Genomic DNA, 19,440 nt, shown 5'->3' with positions numbered 1-19,440 from the left:
CGCGGCCCTACTCCGCGTACTCGGCGTACTCGCCGTACCCCGCGCGCTCGTCGATGACGAGGGTGCCGGCGAAGCGGTCGTGGAGGGCCTGGTGGAGGGGCTGGTCCCAGATGGCCCACAGGTACGCCATGAGCGCACCCGCCCAGACCAGCAGCATCCCGTAGGCGAAGTACTGCCACACCATCACGGCGAGCACGAGGAAGAAGAAGACGCCGATCTGGTAGCCCACGTGGGTGATGGCGGCCCGCCATACGGCCTGGGTCGTCGTCAGCTGGTTCCCGGCCGGGCGGGCCTGGACGACGCCGATGCCCATGAAGCGCTTGCCGAACGTCCGGCCCCACATGGACAGTTGTACGGCCTCGTAGATGAACGGCAGTACGGACAGGACGGCGAACAGCGTGAAGATGATGGGCCAGTTCCAGATGCCGCCGTCGTCCTCCGTCTTGCTCCCGGGCTTGCCCAGCCCGAACGCGCCGACCGTGACGGGGAGGACGAGCGCGAAGCCGAAGGCCGCCACGAGCGTGTTGTCGATGAGGCGGGCCCCTGCGCGCCGCAGGATCGGCGCCAGCGGCATGTCGCCGCCCGAGGAACCGCCGTACTGGTCGTAGGACCCCTCATAGGACTCGTGCGAGGGCTGCCCCCACTGGTCCTGCTGCGGTTCTTGCCACTGCTGTTGCGACGGCTGCTGTTGCCATTGCTGCTGTTGTGGCTGTTGTGGCTGCCACTGCTGTGCGGGCGGCTGGGCCTGGCCTTGCCGCTCGGGCTGCTGCCATTGCGGGGGACCCTGGTAGGGGGGCGGCGGGCCGTACGAGCCCGGCCCCTGCGGCGGCCCGTAGGGCCGGCCGCGGTTGGGGGAATCGCTCATGTGGGGTCAGTCCTCCAGGCGAAGCAACATCCGTGTGTTGCCCAACGTATTGGGCTTGACCCTGTCGAGGTCCAAGAACTCTGCCACGCCTTCGTCGTAGGAGCGGAGGAGTTCCTCGTACACCTCGGGCGCCACCGGAGTACCGAGAATCTGCTGAAAACCGTGACGTGCGAAGAACTCCACTTCGAAGGTAAGACAGAAGACCCGCCGGACGCCGAGTTCCCGCGCGGTCTGCAGGAGCCTCGCGACGATGCGGTGCCCGAGCCCGCGGCCCCCGTAACCCTTGTCGACCGCGACCGAGCGGACCTCCGCCAGGTCCTCCCACATCACGTGCAGCGCGCCGCAGGCCACGATGGGCCCCGACTCCCCCGGCCCGGCGCCCTGGACGTCCTCGGCGACCCAGAACTCCTGGACGTCCTCATAGAGCTTCACCGTCGATTTCTTGAGCAGGCGACGCCCCGATCCGGCGTACAGATCGACCAGCCTGCGGATCCCCTGAACGTCGGCGGTGCGCGCACGCCTGATCACGACTTCCACAAACAGGCGAGATTACCGAACTCGCCGCGCCTTCCCCGCCACCGGCGTTCACCCGACGCCGGTCCGGGGTCGGTTCCGGGCCGGTCCGGGGCCGATTCCGGGCTGGTCCGGCGCTGCTCCGGGGCTGGTCCGGCGCTGCTCCGCCGGCGGCGCGGCAGGCCGGGCCGGCGCCGTCCGCAACCGCCGCTTACCCCCCGTACCGTCCGCCACGACCTGCGAATTCGCAGGTTCTGGTTGGCATCCAATGGCGGTTCCGTTAGTGTCCCGCTCTGACGTCGGCCTTCCGCGAGGCGGAGGCCGTACCGCCGAGTCCACGGGCCGCAACCAGCGCCCCGAGGAGCCGGGGACCCACTTTCGGAGCGTTCGGGGGAGCACCCTGAGCCGATGCCGTCTGGGGTGAATCCGCAGGCGCGCGGAGGATGCGCGCGCCCAGCGGACGGGCTGCTCCGGCCCGAACCCGTCAGCTAACTCGGTAGGCGGACGAGGAGAGGAGTTTCTGTGCGGACGGCTCGTTTCCGTGTCCGGGCGCTCACGATCGCCGGTGCGCTCGTCGCCCTTTCCATCACGCCCCACGTGGTGGTCCCGCATTCGCTCTCGACGGCGCACGCCGACCCCGACCCGTCGGCCAAGGAGCTCAAGGACCAGGCGTTCAAGCTGGCGGACCAGCTCGAGAAGCTCACCGAGCAGTACAACGGCCTCAAGGTGAAGCTGCAGCAGTCACAGCAGGCGGCCAAGGTCGCCGCCGGCAACGCCGAGCGCCAGCAGAAGTCGCTGGAGGGCCTGCGCGAGAAGGTCGGCAGCCTGGCGGCGACGAGCTACATGCAGGGCGGCACCGACCCCACGGTCTCGTTCATCTCCGCCCAGGACCCGCAGGTCGTCCTCGACCGCGCCGCCACCCTCAACTACTTCGCCACCCAGGACAGCACGCAGGTCCTCGGCCTCATGCAGGCGATGCAGTCCGCCCAGCGCGCGCGCAAGTCCGCCGAGGAGCGCGCCCAGCAGGTCACGCAGCTGAAGGCGGAGCTCACCGCGCAGAAGAAGAAGGTCACCTCCGCCTACGAGAAGGTCCGCGGCAAGGCCGTCAAGAAGGACCCGTCCCTGCTGGCGAAGCTGCCCGTCATCGGCGAGGGCAAGGCCGCGCAGGCGCTGCGGTACGCGATGAGCAAGCTCGGCAGCCCGTACGTGTGGGGCGCCTCGGGGCCGAGCACGTTCGACTGCTCGGGGCTGACGATGTGGGCCTACAAGCAGGTCGGCATCAACCTGCCGCACTACACCGGCAGCCAGTGGAACGCCGGGACCCACGTCTCGGAGAGCCAGATGCAGCCGGGCGACCTGATCTTCTTCTACTCCGACCTGCACCACATGGGGATGTACGTGGGCGGCGGCAAGATGATCCACGCGCCGCACACCGGCGACGTCGTCCGCATCGCGTCCCTGGCCGGCCGGCCGATCGCCGGCGTGGTCCGCGTCGCCTAGCCGTTCGGCTTCCCCGCGGCTTCCCGTGGTCTCCGGAGGCTTCCTGCGGCTTTCGTCGGCGCGCTCGCCGTTTGCCCGGGGCGCGCGGAACCGGCGCCGCAGGAACGCGCCGGCAACAGGATCGATGGCCGCGGAGCGCGCGGCAGTAGGCAGGCGCCGGCGCACAGACACCAGGCAGCCGGCACCGGATAGACGGCCCGGACGGGCCGCACCAGACGGACGGGGCAGGGCGACGTGAACTACGTCCGCGGCGGCGCTGCGCTCTTGCAGGGACCTACCTGCCGGGCGTGGGGCGCCGCCGCTGCGGGGTCGGACGAGTTCGGATCGCTGGACGTGCTTCCGGTCGGGCTGGTTTCCGGGTGATGACGCCCGCCGTCCCCTGACGGGCGTCGTCGGGTCGAGCTAGATGAGCTGCCTTCTGGCCGCCCACACCACGGCCTCGATAGGGGTGTTGACCTCCAGCCGGTCGCAGATGTTCCGCAACCTGCGGCGCAAGGTCCGTGCGCTCAGTTCCAGCTTGCGTGCCGCCACATCAGCGGTGACACCGCTGGCGATCTGGGCGAGCAACCTGATCTCCTCGTCGCTCAGCCCGAAATCGAGTGTGGCTGTTTCCACTCCGTCCTCCCTCGTCCGTGGTTGATGACCGCGGGGATGCAGCCGTCCGCTGCACAGGCACGGGTTGGGCCTCGAACTGCATGCGTTGGGTTGCCGGGTCCGGAGCCTTCCGGACTTAGATCATCGGGTTGGGTTCCTTTTCCGTCTCGCGAGCTTGGCCGGAGGTGGCCGATGGGCCGATTGCGGGGTCGTGCGGGGGAACTCCGGGTGACGATTCACTCGTTGGCCACGTGTCAGGGTCGGGTCTGGGTCGTCGGCTCCGAACCCGCTCCTTCCTCGTTGGACTCACCGGATCTCGCCGCGGACGAAGATCGTGAATCGTTTCAAGCTACGCTTCGGCTCGGAACGCTAGGCGGCCGGATCCGGCCCGTCAAGCGCTGATTACATGCTGTCTGTGCCCGATTGGTCGCAATGAGTGACCGGGTTTTCGGGGATTGACATGGGAAAGCCCAGCTACCTGGGAAAACACCACCGGGGCGGACGAGGAGCGACGTGCCACAGACCAGTATTCGCGAGGTCGCGCGGCGTGCCGGGGTCTCAGTTGGGACCGTTTCGAATGTCCTAAACCGGCCAGATCTCGTGGCCGAAGCTACCCGTGACCGTGTGCGCGCCGCGATCGAGGAGCTCGGATTCGTCCGCAACGAGTCCGCGCGACGGCTCCGGACGGGCCCCGACCGCACCGCCGGCGAGTTCGGCGACGAGCCGCGCCGCGCGTTCGGCGTCGTCGTCGAGGACCTCACCAACCCGTACGCGGCCGACGTCGTGCGCGGCGCCGAGGAGGCGCTGAACGCGTCGGGCCACGACGCCCTCTGGCTGTCCAGCGACCACTCCGCCGCGAAGGAGGCGCGCTCGCTGGAACTGCTGGAGGAGCAGCACGCCGCGGGCGCCCTGATCGTCCCGGTCGGGCTGGGCAAGTCGCGCATCCGGCGGCTGCGCGCCGCCGGGCTGAGCGTCGTGCTGATGGACCGGGACGTCAGCGACGCGTGCGCGGTCCACGTCGACCACGTCGCCGGCGGGGAGCTGGCCGCCGCGCACCTGCTCGGCATCGGCCGCGAGCGGATCGTCTTCGTCACGGGCGCCCCGGAACCGCAGCCCTGCGTCGAGCGCCGCGACGGCGCCGCCCGCACGCTCGTCGAGGCGGGCCGCGGGAAACCGCCCGTGCTCGTCCAGGGCGCGCTGAGCCCCACCGAGGGCCGGCTGGCGGCACGGCTCCTCCTGGAGATGTCGCCGCGGCCGGACGGCGTGTTCTGCGCCAACGACCTGCTGGCCATCGGCCTGATCAACGAGCTGACCCGGCTCGGCGCGCACGTCCCGGACGACATCGCGGTGGTCGGCTACGACGACATCGAGCTGGCCGCCAGCGCCGCCGTGCCGCTGACCACGGTCAAGCAGCCGCGGCGGGCACTCGGCTGGGAGGCCGCGGAGCTCGCCATGGCGGAGAACCGGGAGGGCCGGTCGCATCAGCACCGCCAGGTCGTCCTCCGCCCCGAACTGGTGGTCCGCGAGTCCGCCTGACCCCGCGCCGCCGATCTCCGTCACTCGCTCCCCACCGCTATTGACATGCCGTCTCAGATCCGCGTGACTTGGCCTATGGAGGACACCAGGGAACAGGCCGCGCAGGACGTGGAGGCGGCGGCGATCCTCGGGTTCGACCCGTCGGACCCCGCCTTCCGCGCCGACCCCTACGCGCACTACCGGGGGCTCGCGGCGGGCGGGAGCCTGCAGCGGACGGCGGTCGGCCTGTGGGTCAGCACCTCCTACGAGCTGTGCGAGGCGGCGTTGCGTGACCCGCGGTTCGGGCACCGGCCCGAGAACGGCGGCCTGTGGCGGGACGCGCCGCAGCGGAACCGGTCGTTCCTCACGATGGACCCTCCGGACCATACGCGGCTGCGCCGGCTCGTCAGCAAGGCGTTCACGCCGCGGCTGGTCGAACGGCTGCGGCCGCGCGTCGAGGAACTGGTGGACGAGCTGCTCGACGCGGCGTCCGGCGAGGTCGACCTGATCGCCGCGCTGGCGTACCCGCTGCCCGTCATCGTGATCAGCGAGATGCTGGGCGTGCCGCCGCGCGACCGCGACCTGTTCAAGGGCTGGTCGGACGCCCTGGCCCGCGGTCTCGACCCCGACTTCCTGCTGCCCGAGGCGGAGATCGCGCTGCGCGACGAGGCGCGCGCGGAGTTCGCCGCCTACTTCCGCGAGCTGGCCGCCGAGCGCCGCGCGGACCCGCGCGACGACCTGCTGAGCGCGCTGGTGGGCGTCTCGGACGGCGGCGACGTCCTGTCGGAGGAGGAGCTGCTCGCGACGTGCGTGCTGCTGCTCGTGGCGGGTCACGAGACGACGGTCAACCTGGTGGGGAACGGGGCGCTGGCGCTGCTTCGGCATCCGGAGCAGCTCGCGCTGTTCCGGGAGCGTCCGGGGAACGTCGCGGCGGCCGTGGAGGAGCTCCTCCGCTACGACCCGCCCGTCCAGCTGACGCTGCGGGCCGCGCTGGAGGACGTCGAGCTGGGCGGCACCCCGATCGAGCGGGGGCGGCTCGTCCTGCTGCTGACGGGCGCCGCGAACCGCGACCCGTCGGTGTTCACCGACCCGGACCGCCTCGACCTGCTGCGCTACTCCGAGGGACGGGACGCGCCGCGCCACCTGTCGTTCGGGCACGGGATCCACTTCTGCCTCGGCGCGCCGCTGGCCCGCCTTGAAGGGCAGATCGCGCTGAAGAAGCTGTTCGAGCGCGACGTGGCCCTCGCCGCCGGCGACGGCGACCTCGCGTACCGCGACAACCTCGTCCTGCGGGGGTTGCGCGACCTGCCGGTCCGGATCGGGTGACCGGCAGGCCGCTCCCCGCGTGCTACTCCGGCTTGACCAGCGGGAACAGGATCGTGTCGCGGATGCCCTTGCCGGTGAACGCCATGATCATCCGGTCGATGCCGGCGCCCATCCCGCCGGTCGGCGGCATCGCGTACTCCAGCGCGCGCAGGAAGTCCTCGTCCAGCTGCATCGCCTCGGGGTCGCCGCCCGCCGCCAGCAGCGACTGCTCGGTGAGCCGGCGCCGCTGCTCGACCGGGTCGACCAGCTCGGAGTAGGCGGTGCCGAGCTCGGTGCCGAACCCGATGAGGTCCCACTTCTCGGTCAGCAGCGGCTCGCGCCGGTGCTGGCGGGTCAACGGCGAGGTCTCCACCGGGTAGTCCATGACGAACGTCGGCTGGACGAGGGTGTGCTCGATCAGCTCCTCGAAGATCTCCTGGACGAGCTTGCCCTGACCCCACTTGGGGTCCCAGGTGATGCCGCGGGCGTCGGCGAGCTTGCGGACGGTCTCGATCGGCGTGTGCGGGGTGATCTCCTCGCCGAGCGCCTCCGACACCGACCCGTACAGGGTGATCCGCGGCCATTCGGGCAGGCCGAGGTCGATCTCGACGCCGTCGTGGACGACCACGGACGTGCCGAGGGCGGCGACGACCGCCTTCTGGTACATCCGCTGGGTCAGGTCGGCCATGTCGTTGTAGTCGAGGTACGTCCCGTACGCCTCGATCATGGTGAACTCGGGGTTGTGGGTCGAGTCGGCGCCCTCGTTCCGGAAGTTCCGGTTGATCTCGAAGACCTTCTCGATGCCGCCGACGACGAGCCGCTTCAGGTACAGCTCGATCGCGATCCGCAGGTACAGGTCCATGTCGTAGGCGTTGATGTGCGTCTTGAACGGACGCGCCGCCGCCCCGCCGTGGATCGGCTGCAGCATCGGGGTCTCGACCTCGAGGTACCCCTCCTCGTGCCAGAAGTCGCGGACGGCGCGCACGGTGGCGCTGCGGATCCGCGCCATCTTCCGGGCCTCGTCGTTGACGATCAGGTCGACGTAGCGCTGCCGCACCCGGGCCTCGGGGTCGGTGAGGCCGGCGTGCTTCTCCGGCAGCGGCCGCAGGCACTTGGAGGTGATCGCGAAGCGGTCCGCCATGACGGACAGCTCGCCGCGCTTGGAGGTGATCACCTCGCCCTCGACGCCGACGTGGTCGCCGAGGTCCACCTCGCGCTTCCAGAAGTCGAGCCGCTCCTGCCCGACCTTCGCGAGCGACAGCATGATCTGGATGTCGCCGGAGCCGTCCCGGATCGTCGCGAAGCACAGCTTGCCGGTGTTGCGGACCAGCATGACGCGACCGGTGACGCCGACCTTCTCGCCCGTCTCGGTGCCCGGCTCCAGGTCCGGGTGTTTCTCCCGGATCTCGGCGATCGTCGCCGTGCGCGGGAAGGTCACCGGGTAGGGGTCGACGCCGGCCTCGCGCAGGCGGTCGAGCTTCTCCCGGCGGACGCGCATCTGCTCCGGAAGGTCATCGAGGGTCTCGTCACTCACGGCTCAAGGCTATCCAGCCCAGCGGACGCCCCGCGAACGAGTTCGGGATGATCGCCCGGCCCGGCCGAGACGAGGGGACCGAGGTCGCGGGCCAGGGCGGCGGCGATCGCGCGGAACGCGGCGACGCGCGGGTCCGGGTCGTCGCGGCGGGTCGCGAGGACACTGCTGTCCCACGGCGCGTCCAGGATCGGGACGTACCGGACGCCCGGCCATGCGTAGTAGCGGGCGAACGACCGCAGGGCCGACCCGACGGTGCGTCCTGCGGCGATGCTGAGCATCACGTCCTGCGGGTGGCGGGCGACGTCCGGGCCCCGCCGTCCGCGCTCGCCGTTCACCGCCGGGGTGAAGTACAGGTAGTCGGTGAACACGCTCGGCGTGATGTCGGGCACGGCGACGATCGGCAGGTCGAGGACGTCGGCGAGGTGCAGCGCGCCGGCCTCCGCGGCGGGGCCTTCGGCGGGGACCCCGACGATCCGCGGCTCGGTGGTCAGCACGTCGCTGACGATCCGGTCGTCGTCGGGCGCCGGGCGCACGAACGCGACGTCCACCTTCCGCTCGACCAGCGCGGAGACGTGCTCGGTGAAGTCCAGCGGCATGATCGTCAGCCGGATGCCCGGCCGGGCCTGCCGGAACGCGCGGACGATCGCGGGCGTGAGCTCGGCGGAGCCGTGCCCCATCACGCCGACGCGGAAGGCCCCGCCGTCCTCGCCGCGCAGGTCGGCGACCGCGCCGGCGGCGGCGTCCACGGCCGCGAGGGCGGCCCGGGCGTGCGGGACGAACCGCCGCCCCGCCTCGGTGAGCCGCAGCGGGGAGCGTTCCAGCAGCCGGACGCCGAGGTCCCGTTCGAGCCGCTGGACGTGCGCGGTGACCGCGGGCGGCGACAGGAACAGCCGGGCCGCGGCCCGCGCGAACTGCCCTTCCTCGACGACCGCGAGGAAGGAGGCCAGCTCACGCAGTTCCATGCTCGTCACGGTAACCGGCGGCGGGCCGTTCACGAATCGCGAAGCGGCGGAGGCGGACGGCCCGGGACGTTCTAGACAGGGATCATGACCAGCGATCCGTCCCTTCCGTCCGGTACCGCCCGCTGGCTCCCGGTCGCTTCGATCATGTTCGGGGTCGGCTGGGGCGCCAACCAGTTCGCGTCGCTGCTCGGGCTCTACACCGACCGGCTGCATCTCGGCGACGGCGGCGCGCAGGCCATGTTCGGCGTGTACGCGCTCGGTCTCGTGCCGGGCCTCGTCCTCGGCGGGCCGGCGTCCGACCGGTACGGCAGGCGCCGGATCGCGCTGCCGTTCGCGTGCCTGTCCGCCCTGGTCACGCTGGTGCTGATGGCGGGGGTCGCGGCGCCGCCGCTGCTGTACGCGGGCCGCCTGCTCGCGGGGGTCGTGACCGGGGCCGTCCTCGCCGCGGGCACGGCGTGGGTGAAGGAGCTGACGCCCGTCTCCGGGACCCGGATGACGGCGCTCGCCGTCTCGGCGGGCTTCGGCGCGGGTCCGCTGGTGTCCGCGCTGGTCGCCCAGTGGGCGCCGCATCCGCTGGTCACCGCGTACCTTCCGCACCTGCTGATCATGCTGCTGACGGTGCCGCCCGCGTTCCGCGTGCCGGAGACCCACGTCCCGCGCGCACACATGGTCACCTCAGAGGAGAGCCCTGACGGCGGGCCCGCCACGTCCGGACGGGAACGGTCCGGGTTGTCGGGCGTTCGCAATCCCGCCTTCCGCCGGACGATCGCGCCGGTCGCCATCTGGACGTTCGCCGCGCCGGTCAGCGCCTTCGCGCTGCTGCCCGCGATCGTCCCCGTCCACCACCTGCCGATCGCCTACGCGGGCGCCATCACCGCGCTCACCCTCGCGTCCGGCATGGCGGCGCAGCCCGTCGCCCGGCGGCTGGAGGGGCGGCACCCGCGGCTCGTCGCCCACGCCGGCCTCGGCACGATCATCGGCGGGCTGCTGCTCGCCGCGCTGACCGTCGCCACCGGCCTGCCCGAGCTCAACGCGGTGGCGGCGGTCGCGCTCGGCGCCGGGTACGGGTTCGTGCTGACCTACGGCCTCGGCGAGGTCGCCCGGATCGCCTCGCCCCGCGAACTCGCGGGGCTCACCGCCGTCGCCTACGCCCTGGTGTACGCGGGGATGTTCGCGCCGCTGCTGCTGACCGTCCTGGCCAAGGCGGTCCCGCTCGGCGCGCTCCTCACCGCCATGGCGGCGCTGGCGGCCGCGTGCCTCGCCTACGTCTCCCGGCAGACGCGCGTCCCCGGCCGGGCGCCCGCCGCGCGGGGCCCGGTCCGCGACGTCCCGGAGGTCAGGGAGTGTTCCGCTGGTAGATGAGCCGCAGCCCGATCAGCGTGAGCCACGGCTCGAACACGTCGATGCTGCGGGACTCCTCCAGCACCAGCGGCGCGAGGCCGCCGGTCGCGATCACGGTCACCTCGTCGGGCTCGTCGACCAGCTCCTCCGACATCCGCTCGACGATCCCGTCCACCTGCCCGGCGAACCCGAAGATGATCCCGGACTGCAGCGCCTCCACCGTGTTCTTCGCGATCACGCTGCGCGGCCGGACCAGCTCGATCTTGTGCAGCTGCGCGCCGCGCGACGACAGCGCGTCGATCGAGATCTCGATGCCGGGGGCGATGGCGCCGCCGACGTACTCGCCCTTCGCCGAGACGGCGTCGAACGTCGTCGCGGTGCCGAAGTCGACCACGATCGCGGGGCCGCCGTGCGTGTGCACGGCGGCCAGCGCGTTCACGATGCGGTCGGCCCCGACCTCCTTGGGGTTGTCCATCCGGACGGGGACGCCGGTCTTGACGCCGGGCTCCACGATCACCGCCGGCACGTCGCCGTAGTAGCGGCGGCACATCTCCCGCATCTCGTGCAGGACGGACGGGACCGTGGAGCACAGCGCGATGCCGCTGATGTCGGTCTCGGCCAGCAGCGGGCTCTGCTGGACCAGGCCCTGCAGGACCACCGCGATCTCGTCGGCGGTGCGCCGCGGATCGGTGTTGATCCTCCAGTGCTCGATGACCTCCTCGCCCTCGAACAGCCCGAGGACGGTGTGGGTGTTACCGACGTCGATGGTGAGCAGCATCCGGTCCCCGCTGGTCAGGAGAAGTCAAGGCCGATGTCGAACACGCGCGCCGAGTGCGTCAGCGCACCGACGGCAAGGTAGTCCACCCCGGTCACGGCGACGTCTCGGGCCCGCTCCAGGGTAAGCCCACCGCTCGCCTCCAGCTCCGCCCGGCCCGCGACGATCCGCACCGCCTCGGCCATCTCCGCGTCGGTCATGTTGTCGAGCAGGATGCTCTTCGCGCCCACCGCGAGCGCCTCTTCGACCTGCTCGAGGGTGTCGCACTCGACCTGGACGTGCAGCGACGGGTACACCGCGCGGATCGCCTCGTAGGCCTTGGTGACGCTCCCGGCCGCCGCGACGTGGTTGTCCTTGATCAGCGCGGAGTCGTGCAGGCCCATCCGGTGGTTGACGCCGCCGCCGCAGGCCACGGCGTACTTCTGGAGCGCGCGCAGGCCCGGCAGCGTCTTGCGGGTGTCGCGGACCCTGGCCTTGGTGCCCTCCATCGCGTCCGTCCAGCGGCGCGCGGCGGTCGCGATCCCGGACAGGTGCGTGAGCAGGTTCAGCGCCGTCCGCTCCGCGCGCAGCACGGCCCGGGTGGGGCCCTCGACCGAGATCAGCACCTGTCCGGGGACGACCCGGTCGCCGTCCGCGGCCTTCGCCTCGTACGCGACGTCCAGCAGCTCGAACACGACCGCGGCCACGGGGATCCCGGCGACGACGCCCGCCTCCCGGGCCCGGAAGTCCCCGGTCGAGGTCGCGTCCGGTGCGAAGATCGGCTCGCTGGTCACATCGACGGGGCCGTCCTCCTCCAGGGCCGTCCGGACGAGGTTTTCCACAGCCTGTGGATCGAGCCCGGCGTCCTTGAGCTTCTGCGAGAGTTCGGGTGTCACTGGTCGTCCCCTTCCAGAGGTTCGTATGCCGTCGTCAGGACGTTCCCCGCCAGCCGCGTGACCAGATGCCCGCGCCAGCCCGCGTCGGACCGTTCCGGGAAGTCCTGCCGCCAGTGGCTGCCGCGCGTCTCCTTGCGCAGCCGGGCGGCGGCGACGATGGCGGACGCCACGGTGTGCAGGTTCGTGGCCTCCCACGCCTCCACCCCGGGCTCCGCGGCGCCGTGCGGGAGCGCGGCCAGCTCCCGCGCCGCCGTGTCGAGCCCTTCGGCGCCCCGCAGCACCCCGGCGTGCGAGGTCATGATCCGCTGGATCTCGTTCCGCGCCGCCGGGTCGACCAGCCCTCCGACCCGAGCCACGCCCGGCGCCCCCGCCCCATCGCGCCCGGCCGGCACCGCCGCGCCGGGCGAGGTCACCGTGTCGGGCGAGGTGGCCGGGGCGGATGGCTCGACGGGGCCGGCGAAGTCGGCGGCGGCCAGGTCGTCGGTGAGGGCGATGGCGATGCGGGCGGCGAAGACCAGCCCTTCGAGAAGGGAGTTGGACGCCAGCCGGTTCGCGCCGTGCACGCCCGTGCAGGCGACCTCGCCGCACGCGTACAGACCGGGCACGGACGTGCGCCCGTACAGGTCCGTGCGGACGCCGCCGCTGGAGTAGTGGGCGGCGGGGGCGATCGGGATCGGCTCGGTCACGGGGTCGATGCCGTGGTGCCGGCACACGGCCAGGATGGTCGGGAACCGCTTCTCCCACATCGCCGCGCCGAAGTGCCGGCCGTCCAGCAGCATGCAGGGCTCGCCGGTCTCCCGCATCCGGTTCGTGATCCCCTTCGCGACGACGTCGCGCGGGGCGAGTTCGGCCAGCTCGTGGCGGCCGACCATGAACCGCTCGCCCGAGTGGTCGATCAGGTGGGCGCCCTCCCCGCGGACGGCCTCGGAGATCAGCGGCTGCTGCCCGCGCGCGCCCTCGCCGAGCCAGAGCGGGGTCGGGTGGAACTGGACGAACTCCAGGTCGGTGACGGCGGCGCCGGCGCGCAGCGCGAGCGCGACGCCGTCGCCGGTCGACACCTCGGGGTTGGTGGTGGCCGAGAACACCTGGCCGAGGCCGCCGGTGGCGAGCACGACGGCGCGGGCGCGGACCGCGCCGACGCCGTTCGGCTGGCCCTCGCCCATCACGTGCAGGGTGATCCCGGCGGCGCGCCCGGCGGCGTCCTTCAGCAGGTCGAGGACCAGGGCGTTCTCGATGACCTCGACGCCGGAGTCCTTCAGCGCGGCGAGCAGCGCGCGGCTGACCTCCGCGCCGGTGGCGTCGCCGCCGGCGTGCGCGATGCGGTTGCGGTGGTGGCCGCCCTCGCGGGTCAGCGCGATCTCGCCGTCGGCGGAGCGGTCGAACGCGGCGCCGAGCTCGATGAGCCCGCGGAGGGCGTCCGGTCCGTCGGTGACGAGCACGCGGACGGCGGCCTCGTCGCAGAGGCCGACCCCGGCGGTGAGGGTGTCGGCGAGGTGGTCCTCGGGGTCGTCGTCGGGGGCGAGCGCGGAGGCGATGCCGCCCTGCGCCCAGCGGGTGGATCCGGCGTCGAGCAGCGCCTTGGTGACGAGCAGGACGCGCCCGTGCGGGCGGCAGCGCAGCGCCGCGACGAGGCCGGCGACTCCGGAGCCGATGACGACGACGTCGGCGTCGACCGTCCAGCCGGGGGCGGGGGCGTCGAGAACGGAAGGGATCATGAGCCCTCCTCGGGGTTCGGTTCTCGTCATTGTGACATTATCCCCGCCGAGCTCGGATGCTCGCCCCCCCGCTTTCGGGGTGGAACCCCAGATGGCAGGGCGGCCGCGCACCCCCGCCCGGGGATGCGCGGCCGCCCTGACCCGCTGCTGCCGCGTGCTCAGCGCGCCACGAGGTCGCCCCGCACGCCGTCGCCGCCGGGGACCGGCTCGGCGGGGTCCGAGCCCAGGGAGACGATGGTGTTCGAGCGGTCGACGTGCACCACGCGCGGCTCGAACTCGCGCGCCTCGGCGTCGGTCATCTGCGCGTACGCGATGATGATCACCAGGTCGCCCGGCTGCACCAGGCGGGCCGCCGCCCCGTTGATCCCGATCACGCCGGAGCCCCGCTCGCCCGCGATCAGGTAGGTCTCCAGGCGGGCGCCGTTGTCGATGTCCACGATGTGCACCTGCTCGCCGGGCAGCAGGTCCGCGGCGTCCATCAGGTCCTGGTCGAGGGTGAGCGAGCCCACGTAGTGCAGGTCCGCCTGGGTGACGGTGGCGCGGTGGATCTTCGACTTGAACATCGTCCGGAACATCAGCGCTCCTTCGGGGTGACGAGCTGGAGGGGCAGGTTGTCGATCAGGTGGGTGGTGCCGACGCGGCCCGCGACGGCGAGCACGGCCGGACCGGTGTAACCGGTCGTGACCTGCAGGAACGTGGACGGGTCGACGAGCACGAGGTAGTCGAGTTCGAGCGGCGGGTCGGCGGCGGCCGCCTTGTCCAGCACCGTGGCCGCCGCGGCGACCACCGCGTCCGGGCCCTCGTCCGCCGCGTCCACGCCCGCGTACAGCGCCCTGGACAGGGCGAGCGCGGTGCGCCGGTCGTCCTCGGACAGGTACCGGTTCCGGCTCGAGAGGGCCAGCCCGTCCTGCTCGCGGACGGTCGGGGCGCCGACGATCTCGACCGGCACGTTCAGGTCCGCGACCATCCGGCGGATCATCGCGAGCTGCTGCGCGTCCTTCTGCCCGAAGACGGCCACATCCGGACGCACCAGGTTCAACAACTTCAGGACGACCGTGAGCATTCCGTCGAAGTGGCCGGGGCGCGCGGCGCCCTCCACCCGCTCGCCCATCGGGCCGGACTTGACCGTGACCTCGGGCTCGCCCGGGTACATGACCTCGCGGGACGGCGCGAACACGATGTCCGCGCCCTCCGCCGCGCACGCCTCCAGGTCGGCCTCGAACGTCCGGGGATAGCGGTCGAAGTCCTCGTTCGGGCCGAACTGCAGCGGGTTGACGAAGATGCTGACCGCCACCGCGTCCGCGCGGCGCCGCGCCTCGCGGATCAGCGACCGGTGCCCCTCGTGCAGCGCCCCCATGGTGGGGACGAGCGCCAGCGCGCCCTCCGTGCCGGCGCGGGCGGCGGCCAGTTCCTCGCGCGTCGCGGCGATGACGGGCGTCACGACGCGTCCTCCGGCTCGCTCACTGATCCTCCCTGGTCGGTCCTGCTCGGTGCTGCTCAGTGCTCGTCGGTGCTCGTCGGTGGTCCGGCGGTCGTTTGCCGCCGACGGTCCGGCGCCCGGCGTCCGGCGCGTGCTCGGCATGCGGTGGCGGCCGGCCGTCAGTCGGCCAGCGCTTCGAGGAGGCGCTCGGCGGCCTCGGGTCTGAGGAGTCCCGCGGCGAGCGCGCGGTCGGCGGTCAGGCGGGCCAGCGCGATGTAGGCGCGGCGGCTCTCCGCGGACGCCCTCCCGAGCTCGGCGACGTGGTCGGCGACCGTCCCGGCGTCGCCGCGCGCGACGGGGCCGGTGAGACCGTCGATGCCGAGCCGCAGCGCGTTGTCGAGGGCGGCGCCGAGCAGCGGGCCGAGCATCCGCCCGGGCTCGCCGACACCCGCGGTGCGCAGCAGGTCCATCGCCTCGACGACCAGCGTGACCAGGTGGTTCGCACCGCCGGCGAGCGCCGCGTGGTACAGCGGGCGGCGCTCCTCGGTGATCCACACCGGCTCGCCGCCCATCTCGACGACGAGGGCCTCGGCGACCGGGCGCAGCGGTTCGGGCGCGGTGACGCCGAACGAGATGCCGGTGAGCCGGTTGACGTCGTCGGGCCGCCCGGTGAACGTCATGACCGGGTGCAGCGCGAGCGGCAGCGCCCCGGCGCGGGTCAGCGGGTCGAGGACGGCGGACCCGTATCGCCCGCTGGTGTGCATGACGAGCTTGCCGGTGACGTCGACGCCCGCCGCGACCAGGCCGGCGGCGAGTTCCGGCAGCGCGTCGTCGGGGACGGTCAGCAGCACCAGGTCGGCGGCGGCCACGGCGTCCTGTGGGGTGGCGACGGCGGCGCCGGGCAGCCGCTCCGCCACCCTTTCGCGGGACCGGTCGGAGACCGCGGCGGCGGCGACCACGCGGTGGCCGGCGCGGGCGAGCGCCGCGCCGAGCGCCGTGCCGACGCGTCCCGCGCCGACGACGCCGACGGCGAGCCGGGCGGGCCGGTCCTCGGGCCGCGTCTCCCCGGCCCCCGGCCCGTCTCCGGGCGCGGCGGAGTCAGGCGTGAATGGGTCCATCTGTTCGTTCCAGTCCTCAGCTAGGTACCGGACGTGCGCGCCCAGCGTACCCGCGGGCGCCGGGCGCGCGTTCCGGTGGGTCTTCCGGTGCTCCGGTGACGCCTTGACGGTACGGGCGCCACGAACACCATCACACATCGGTGATGATCCGGCTACCCGGCGTAACGCCCGCGTCGGCCTGCCGGTCACACTTCGCGGGTCACGGATCGTGAACCCTTGCGGCGGTCCGGAACCGGGGCGTACCCATGACGGTGACGACGTCGTCACGCAAGGTGAATGGCAATCGATGACCAGGGCGCTCCGCCCCCGACGAGATGGAGCAGACGTTGATCAGGACAGCCCTCAAGACCGGAGCGGTCGTCGCGACCCTCGCGGGGACCGCCTTCGCCGCCGCTCCGGCCAACGCCGACACCTACAACCACAACACCGCCGTGGGCAACACGACGAACGTCATGATCGTCGGCGGTTACGGCGTGACCTGCGGTTCGGTCTCCGTCGGCAGCCAGTCCGGCACGGGCTGCAACGGCAACCACGTGTACAACGGGCACAACCACAGCGGCGCCGCCGGCTGGATCGGGCACCGCTGGTGACGAGGTGACGCCGCCGCGGGGCCGCCCGGCGGCCCGGGACCGGACCCTTCCCGGCCGCCCCTAGGGAGGTTCCCGCGGGCCCTTCGCCCCGCCGCAACGCCGTCCCCGCGGCGCGGCGGAGGGAGTGTCCGTCACGCGACACGCCCGGATTCGGTGACTCTCCGAATCCGGGCGTTCGTCACATTCCGTGCTCGATCTTCCGGCGCCCGCCGGCACGGCCGGTCGCCCCGTAACGCCGGTCGCCCCGTACGGCCGGTCACCTCTTACGGCCGGTCAGCGGTACGGCTAGTCATGGGCGAGGGACTCGACGATCGACGCCTTGGCCGCGCGGCGCGCCGGCATCACCGCGGCGAGCACGCCCGCCGCGCCCGCCAGCAGCACGAACCCGGCCACCTGGAGGTAGGGCAGCGAGAAGATCGCCCCGTCCTCCATCGCGTTGGTCGCCGCCCAGCCGAACGCCACCCCGAGCACGACCCCGGTGACCGCGCCGATCACGGCCATGACCAGGGCCTCCACCGACAGCATCCGGCGCAGCTGCCGGCGGGTGAGGCCGAGGGCGCGCAGCAGCGCCGACTCGCGGGTCCGTTCCACCACCGACAGCGTCAGCGTGTTGGCGATCCCGAACAGCGCGATGACGATCGCCAGCCCGAGCAGCCCGGCGAAGATCATCAGCATCATGTCGATGGAGTCGCTCACGCTCTTCTCGAACTCGGCGGACGAGTACACCTTCGCGGCCGGGTAGGGGCGCGCCGCCACCTCGACGGCCTTGCGCGCGGCGGCGGCCGGCACCCCGTCCCGGTCCTTGATGTAGATCGCCGAGTCGTCGGGCGCGGTGAAGTAGCGGGAGAAGTCCGTCTCGGGGACGACCAGCGCCCCGAGCGTGGTCGCCGGCGTGCTGAACACCGCGACGATCCGCACCGGGACGGTGCCGTGCGCCGCCCGGACCCGGACGGTCTGCCCGACCCTCATCCCGTGCCGCTTCGCGACCTGCTTCTCCACGATCCCGGTCCCGGGCTTCAGCCCGGCCGAGGTCAGCGCGGACGCCGACCCGTGCACGAGCTTCGGCTTCAGCACCGTCCCGAGCGCCGACCCGGTCAGGCTCGCGACGGCCGTCTTCTTGCCGTCGACCTCGGTGTCCTTGGCCAGCAGCTCGAAAACGCGGGCGAACTCCGGACGCTTCCGGAGCGCCTCGGTGAGGCCCTGCGGCGCCCGGCCGCCGCCGTCGCCCGTCCGGGCCTGCACCTGGAACTCTGCCGGGTACTGCTCGGCCAGCTTCTCCGCCGACGTCGCCTTGCCGCTGGCCGCGACGACGGCGAACAGGCTCATCAGCCCGATGCCGACGGTCAGCGCGATCGTCGTGGTGGCCGTGCGGCGCGGGGACCGGCGCGCGTTCGCCACCGCGAGCCGCCCCGGCACCCCGCCGAGCCGCGCCGGGACGGCCCCGGCGAGGCGTCCGAGCGGGCGCACCAGGGCGGGCATCGCGGTCACCACGGCGAGGAAGAACACCGCCCCCGCGAGCGCGACCGTGTACATCGCCGTCGGGCCCTTCTCCATGGTCACCGAGCCCATGACGCCGATCCCGAGCCCGGCCGCGCCGAGCAGCACGGCCAGCGCCGTCCGGATCGGGCCGAGCCGGAACCGGCCGCCGCCCGGTTCCGCCTCCGAGCGCAGCGCCGCGACGGGCGCGACCCGCGTCGCCGCCCGCGCCGGCAGCAGCGCGGACAGCACGGTCACCACCACGCCCACCGCGAGGCCGATCACGATCGTCCGGGCGGACAGGGCGAGCCCGTCCATCCGCACCCTGTCGTTCATCCGGCTCATGAGGGTGACCGCTCCGGCGCCGAGCCCGGCCCCGACCAGGATGCCGAGCACCGACCCGACCAGCCCGACGGCGAACGCCTCGGTGACGACGCCGCCGAACACCTGCCGCCGGGTCGCGCCGACGCAGCGCAGCAGCGCCATCTCCCGCATCCGCTGCGCGATCAGGATGGAGAACGTGTTGTAGATGACCAGCGCCGACACCAGCATCGCGACCAGCCCGAAGATCAGCAGGCCGGCCTGGATGATCTCGGTCTTGGCGCCCGCCGCGTCCGCGAGCCGCTTCCCCAGCTCCTTGCCGGTGTAGACCTCGTACCTGCCGCCGGCCGCCGCCTTCACGGCCGGCTTGGTCCCGCCCAGGACGTCGATCTCCGTGTACTTCTTCACGCCCGTCATCGCGAGCGCGGTCGCGGCGTCGAAGCCGACGCCGCCCCGGGCGGACGCCTCCTCGTCGATGCCGAAGTCGACCAGGCCGACGACGGTGAAGCGGTGCGGGCGGTTCGCGTGGTCCAGGACCGTCACCGCGTCGCCGACCTTGTAGCCGGACCGGTCCGCGAGGTCCTTGCCCAGCACCGCCTCGGACGCGCCCGACGGCGTCCTGCCCTTGGTGACGTCGTAGCGCAGCAGCTTCCCGGACGGCACCGAGATCCCGACGGTCGGCAGGTCGCCGACGGTCCTGCCGTCCTTGCCGACCAGCGCCGCGTCCCCGCGCACCGTGCCCTGCGCCTGCGTCACGCCGGGCACCGCCTTGACCCGGTCCAGGACGTCCAGCGGGATGCCGGGCTCGTCCTTCGGGCCGGTGACCGTCCTCGCCTCGGGCTGCACCGCGACGTCGACCTTGTCGGCCGACCTCGCGAACGTCCGCGCGACGCCCTGGTTCATCGTGTCGGTCAGCACGAACGTGCCGGAGATGAAGCCCACGCCGAGGGTGATGGCCACCGCCGTCAGCAGCAGGCGCAGCTTGTGGGCCCGCAGGCCCGCCAGCGTCGTCCTCAGCATC

At 72.7% G+C, this 19,440-nt stretch carries 17 protein-coding genes and 1 riboswitch; of the genes, 5 read left to right on the top strand and 12 right to left on the bottom strand.

What is annotated here, in order from left to right; translation table 11 throughout:
• Nucleotides 1–7 precede the first annotated feature (7 nt).
• Both J4557_RS11480 and J4557_RS11475 read right to left on the bottom strand, forming a co-directional pair.
• On the bottom strand, nucleotides 8–865 hold the full coding sequence (locus tag J4557_RS11480) for an RDD family protein (protein WP_208266456.1): 858 nt from the start codon (nucleotides 863–865) through the stop codon (nucleotides 8–10).
• A 6-nt stretch (nucleotides 866–871) separates the two neighbouring features.
• Nucleotides 872–1,402, bottom strand: coding sequence for an amino-acid N-acetyltransferase (locus J4557_RS11475; RefSeq protein ID WP_372442461.1), 531 nt, complete (start codon nucleotides 1,400–1,402; stop codon nucleotides 872–874).
• Between the two features lie 293 nt (nucleotides 1,403–1,695).
• A riboswitch (cyclic di-AMP (ydaO/yuaA leader) is annotated at nucleotides 1,696–1,897 on the top strand.
• A gap of 3 nt (nucleotides 1,898–1,900) precedes the next feature.
• On the opposite strand from J4557_RS11475, the gene J4557_RS51630 reads away from it, so the two are divergent.
• Complete coding sequence (locus J4557_RS51630; protein WP_307799663.1) at nucleotides 1,901–2,878, top strand: NlpC/P60 family protein; 978 nt, start codon at nucleotides 1,901–1,903, stop codon at nucleotides 2,876–2,878.
• A gap of 402 nt (nucleotides 2,879–3,280) precedes the next feature.
• Here the strand turns inward: J4557_RS51630 and J4557_RS11465 are convergent, their stop codons facing one another.
• The gene (locus tag J4557_RS11465; protein ID WP_372442464.1) at nucleotides 3,281–3,550 is read right to left on the bottom strand and encodes a LuxR C-terminal-related transcriptional regulator; all 270 of its coding nucleotides are present in this window, start codon (nucleotides 3,548–3,550) and stop codon (nucleotides 3,281–3,283) included.
• A 435-nt stretch (nucleotides 3,551–3,985) separates the two neighbouring features.
• Here J4557_RS11465 and J4557_RS11460 point away from each other — a divergent pair, with 435 nt between their 5' ends.
• Both J4557_RS11460 and J4557_RS11455 read left to right on the top strand, forming a co-directional pair.
• Nucleotides 3,986–5,008, top strand: coding sequence for a LacI family DNA-binding transcriptional regulator (locus J4557_RS11460; RefSeq protein ID WP_208266455.1), 1,023 nt, complete (start codon nucleotides 3,986–3,988; stop codon nucleotides 5,006–5,008).
• Between the two features lie 75 nt (nucleotides 5,009–5,083).
• Nucleotides 5,084–6,313 (top strand): cytochrome P450, encoded by a 1,230-nt coding sequence (locus tag J4557_RS11455; protein ID WP_208266454.1) that lies wholly within the window; start codon nucleotides 5,084–5,086, stop codon nucleotides 6,311–6,313.
• A 22-nt stretch (nucleotides 6,314–6,335) separates the two neighbouring features.
• Here the strand turns inward: J4557_RS11455 and lysX are convergent, their stop codons facing one another.
• Nucleotides 6,336–7,826 (bottom strand): bifunctional lysylphosphatidylglycerol synthetase/lysine--tRNA ligase LysX, encoded by a 1,491-nt coding sequence (gene lysX, locus J4557_RS11450; protein ID WP_307799661.1) that lies wholly within the window; start codon nucleotides 7,824–7,826, stop codon nucleotides 6,336–6,338.
• A complete protein-coding gene (locus J4557_RS11445; protein ID WP_208266453.1) occupies nucleotides 7,823–8,788 on the bottom strand; it encodes a LysR family transcriptional regulator in 966 nt (321 codons plus the stop codon). Before J4557_RS11445 ends, lysX begins: the two co-directional genes overlap by 4 nt.
• Nucleotides 8,789–8,872: 84 nt before the next feature.
• Between J4557_RS11445 and J4557_RS11440 the strand changes: the two genes are divergently transcribed.
• Nucleotides 8,873–10,150, top strand: a complete 1,278-nt coding sequence (locus J4557_RS11440; RefSeq protein ID WP_208266452.1) for an MFS transporter — start codon at nucleotides 8,873–8,875, stop codon at nucleotides 10,148–10,150.
• Here the strand turns inward: J4557_RS11440 and J4557_RS11435 are convergent.
• The 6 genes from J4557_RS11435 to J4557_RS11410 all read right to left on the bottom strand — a co-directional run bounded on the left by J4557_RS11435 (nucleotide 10,125) and on the right by J4557_RS11410 (nucleotide 16,032).
• A complete protein-coding gene (locus J4557_RS11435) occupies nucleotides 10,125–10,907 on the bottom strand; it encodes a type III pantothenate kinase (RefSeq protein ID WP_208266451.1) in 783 nt (260 codons plus the stop codon). The two genes, J4557_RS11440 and J4557_RS11435, sit on opposite strands and share 26 nt — an antisense overlap.
• A gap of 14 nt (nucleotides 10,908–10,921) precedes the next feature.
• The gene (gene nadC / locus J4557_RS52175) at nucleotides 10,922–11,779 is read right to left on the bottom strand and encodes a carboxylating nicotinate-nucleotide diphosphorylase (protein WP_208266450.1); all 858 of its coding nucleotides are present in this window, start codon (nucleotides 11,777–11,779) and stop codon (nucleotides 10,922–10,924) included.
• Nucleotides 11,776–13,494, bottom strand: a complete 1,719-nt coding sequence (locus J4557_RS11425) for an L-aspartate oxidase (RefSeq protein WP_208266449.1) — start codon at nucleotides 13,492–13,494, stop codon at nucleotides 11,776–11,778. The genes nadC and J4557_RS11425 overlap by 4 nt, the downstream gene beginning before the upstream one ends.
• 158 nt (nucleotides 13,495–13,652) lie before the next feature.
• Nucleotides 13,653–14,069, bottom strand: coding sequence for an aspartate 1-decarboxylase (panD, locus tag J4557_RS11420; protein WP_173096882.1), 417 nt, complete (start codon nucleotides 14,067–14,069; stop codon nucleotides 13,653–13,655).
• Entirely contained in the window at nucleotides 14,069–14,935 is an 867-nt protein-coding gene (panC, locus tag J4557_RS11415) for a pantoate--beta-alanine ligase (RefSeq protein ID WP_307799660.1), read from the bottom strand. Before panC ends, panD begins: the two co-directional genes overlap by 1 nt.
• A 158-nt stretch (nucleotides 14,936–15,093) precedes the next feature.
• Nucleotides 15,094–16,032, bottom strand: coding sequence for a Rossmann-like and DUF2520 domain-containing protein (locus J4557_RS11410; RefSeq protein WP_208266447.1), 939 nt, complete (start codon nucleotides 16,030–16,032; stop codon nucleotides 15,094–15,096).
• Between the two features lie 326 nt (nucleotides 16,033–16,358).
• On the opposite strand from J4557_RS11410, the gene J4557_RS11405 reads away from it, so the two are divergent.
• Nucleotides 16,359–16,622 carry a hypothetical protein gene (locus J4557_RS11405; protein WP_208266446.1) on the top strand — a complete coding sequence of 88 codons (264 nt, stop codon included), beginning with the start codon at nucleotides 16,359–16,361 and terminating at the stop codon, nucleotides 16,620–16,622.
• A 285-nt stretch (nucleotides 16,623–16,907) separates the two neighbouring features.
• Here J4557_RS11405 and J4557_RS11400 read toward each other — a convergent pair whose 3' ends face one another.
• Nucleotides 16,908–19,439 carry an ABC transporter permease gene (locus J4557_RS11400; protein ID WP_208266445.1) on the bottom strand — a complete coding sequence of 844 codons (2,532 nt, stop codon included), beginning with the start codon at nucleotides 19,437–19,439 and terminating at the stop codon, nucleotides 16,908–16,910.
• Nucleotide 19,440: the final 1 nt, after the last annotated feature.

This window comes from Actinomadura nitritigenes, assembly GCF_017573545.1.
Classification (GTDB): Bacteria; Actinomycetota; Actinomycetes; order Streptosporangiales; family Streptosporangiaceae; genus Spirillospora; species Spirillospora nitritigenes.
The sequence above is the reverse complement of the archived record's forward strand: the minus strand, read 5'-3'. Positions and strand labels throughout refer to the sequence as shown.

Bases quoted from the DNA above. Each gene is read 5' to 3' on its own strand.
- J4557_RS11480 (WP_208266456.1), bottom strand. From the start codon at position 865: ATGAGCGATTCCCCCAACCGCGGCCGGCCCTACGGGCCGCCGCAGGGG.
- J4557_RS11455 (WP_208266454.1), top strand. From the start codon at position 5,084: ATGGAGGACACCAGGGAACAGGCCGCGCAGGACGTGGAGGCGGCGGCG.
- J4557_RS11445 (WP_208266453.1), bottom strand. From the start codon at position 8,788: ATGGAACTGCGTGAGCTGGCCTCCTTCCTCGCGGTCGTCGAGGAAGGG.
- J4557_RS11440 (WP_208266452.1), top strand. From the start codon at position 8,873: ATGACCAGCGATCCGTCCCTTCCGTCCGGTACCGCCCGCTGGCTCCCG.
- J4557_RS11435 (WP_208266451.1), bottom strand. From the start codon at position 10,907: ATGCTGCTCACCATCGACGTCGGTAACACCCACACCGTCCTCGGGCTG.
- J4557_RS11425 (WP_208266449.1), bottom strand. From the start codon at position 13,494: ATGATCCCTTCCGTTCTCGACGCCCCCGCCCCCGGCTGGACGGTCGAC.
- panD (WP_173096882.1), bottom strand. From the start codon at position 14,069: ATGTTCCGGACGATGTTCAAGTCGAAGATCCACCGCGCCACCGTCACC.
- J4557_RS11410 (WP_208266447.1), bottom strand. From the start codon at position 16,032: ATGGACCCATTCACGCCTGACTCCGCCGCGCCCGGAGACGGGCCGGGG.
- J4557_RS11400 (WP_208266445.1), bottom strand. From the start codon at position 19,439: ATGCTGAGGACGACGCTGGCGGGCCTGCGGGCCCACAAGCTGCGCCTG.